The sequence below is a fragment of the Pseudomonas sp. TE12508 genome (genome assembly GCF_056279485.1).
This window is the reverse complement of the sequence record NZ_JBWCCN010000041.1, coordinates 1-1,983: the sequence shown is the minus strand read 5'-3', so window position 1 is coordinate 1,983 and position 1,983 is coordinate 1. Positions and strand designations below refer to the sequence as shown.

1 protein-coding gene is annotated in these 1,983 nt (G+C 60.6%); it reads right to left on the bottom strand.

Annotated elements, in window-relative coordinates; all coding sequences use genetic code 11:
- Positions 1-209 precede the first annotated feature (209 nt).
- On the bottom strand, positions 210-1,712 hold the full coding sequence (gene ppx, locus ACZ9IM_RS30435) for an exopolyphosphatase (protein ID WP_123500426.1): 1,503 nt from the start codon (positions 1,710-1,712) through the stop codon (positions 210-212).
- Between the last annotated feature and the right edge of the window lie 271 nt (positions 1,713-1,983).

Genomic DNA, 1,983 nt, shown 5'->3' with positions numbered 1-1,983 from the left:
GCGTCCGCACCTGTCTTTGAAATACAAAACGCCCGATGCGGTGCATCGGGCGTTAGGGTGAAACAGGTGTAAACCTATTTCAGGACTAGACACGCCCGAGCGGTGAATGACTTGTGGCGAGGGAGCTTGCTCCCGTTGGACTGCGCAGCAGTCCCTCTTTTTGGGGCCGCTTCGCAGCCCAGCGGGAGCAAGCTCCCTCGCCACAGGGTTTAGCGGACGTTCAGCACGAAGCTGACGCGAGTCAGCCATTCCGCTTCCAGGGCGAAGTCGGCCTGGGTCAACTGGTTGTCGTCCAGCCAGTGTTCCGGGAACAACACGTCCAGGCTGTCGCCATTGGCGTGCAGCACGACCTGTGGCATTTCCTGGATACCGCGGATGTGGTGGAACAGAATCGCAAAACGCAGTAGCACACACAGGCGAATCAGCTTGATGCCGTCGTCGCCGAATTCGGCGAACTTGTCTTTGGGAATGTTGCGTCGGTGGCCCCGCACCAGCAGTGCGAGCATTTGCTGGTCTTCGCGGGAGAATCCGGCCAGGTCCGAGTGCTCGATCAGGTAGGCGCCGTGCTTGTGGTACTGATAGTGCGCGATGTCCAGACCCACTTCATGGACCTTGGCGGCCCAGCTCAGCAGTTCGCGCCAGACACCGTCATCCAGCTGCCAATCCTCGGCCACCTGATCGAAAGCATGCAGCGCCTTGCGTTCGACCCGCGCGGCTTGTTCCAGATCAACGTGGTAACGCTCCATCAGCGAGCTGAGAGTGCGCTCACGCACGTCTTCATGATGATGACGGCCCAACAGGTCGTAGAGCACGCCTTCGCGCAGGGCGCCTTCACAGTGGTCCATGCGTTGCAATTCGAGGGCGTCGAAGATCGCTTCGAGAATCGCCAACCCGGCGGGGAAAATCGCCCGCCGGTCGGGCTTGATGCCTTCGAAATCGATTTTCTCGGCATCGCCGAGTTTGAACAGCTTGCGCTTGAGCCAGGCCAGGCCTTCGGCATTCACTTCGCCAGTGCCATGCCCGCCGGCCTTCAGCGCCAGGCCAATGGCGCGAATGGTGCCCGAGGAGCCGATGGCTTCATCCCAGGTCAGGCGGTGCAGGGCGTGTTCGATGCTCATGATCTCCAGCCGCGCCGCGGTGTACGCCTGGGCATAGCGGGCCGGGGTGATCTTGCCATCCTTGAAATAGCGCTGGGTATAGCTGACGCAGCCCATTTGCAGGCTTTCGCGCAGCAGCGGTTCGAAGCGCTGGCCAATGATGAATTCGGTACTGCCGCCGCCGATGTCGGCTACCAGGCGCTTGCCCGGCGTGTCGGCGAGGGTGTGGGAGACGCCGAGGTAAATCAGGCGCGCTTCTTCACGACCAGAGATGACTTCTACCGGATGGCCAAGAATTTCTTCGGCGCGGTGGATGAATTCGGCGCGGTTACGGGCTTCGCGCAGGGCGTTGGTGCCGACGATCCGCACGGTGCCGGGCGGCATACCGCTGATCAGTTGGGCGAAACGCTTCAGGCAATCGAGCCCGCGCTGCATGGATTCTTCGCTGAGTTGGCGCTCTTCGTCGATGCCGGCGGCCAGCTGAACCTTCTCCCCGAGACGTTCGAGAATCCGGATTTCGCCGTTCTGGGCCTTGGCCACGACCATGTGAAAGCTGTTGGAGCCCAGGTCGATTGCGGCGATCAGGGACAGATTCTTGGCTTGGGATTGCGGCATGGTCAGGGGGTCTCGGTCGATAACCTCGACATCCTGCCACGATCAAACGCTGCCGCCAACGCGTACGGTTCAAAGCCTTGATCCGACGCAGGAAAGTGGGTGACCGCTGCGCGGTCAATCGCTAGCAGGCTAGCTCCCACATTGGAATGCGTACCCCTGTGGGAGCTAGCCTGCTAGGGTAGAAACCGGAGACATCCTTTACGTTTTAAACCGGAGACATCGTTTACAGGTATGAAATACGGTCAGGAGGTGCCTGACCATGCCCTGGAAT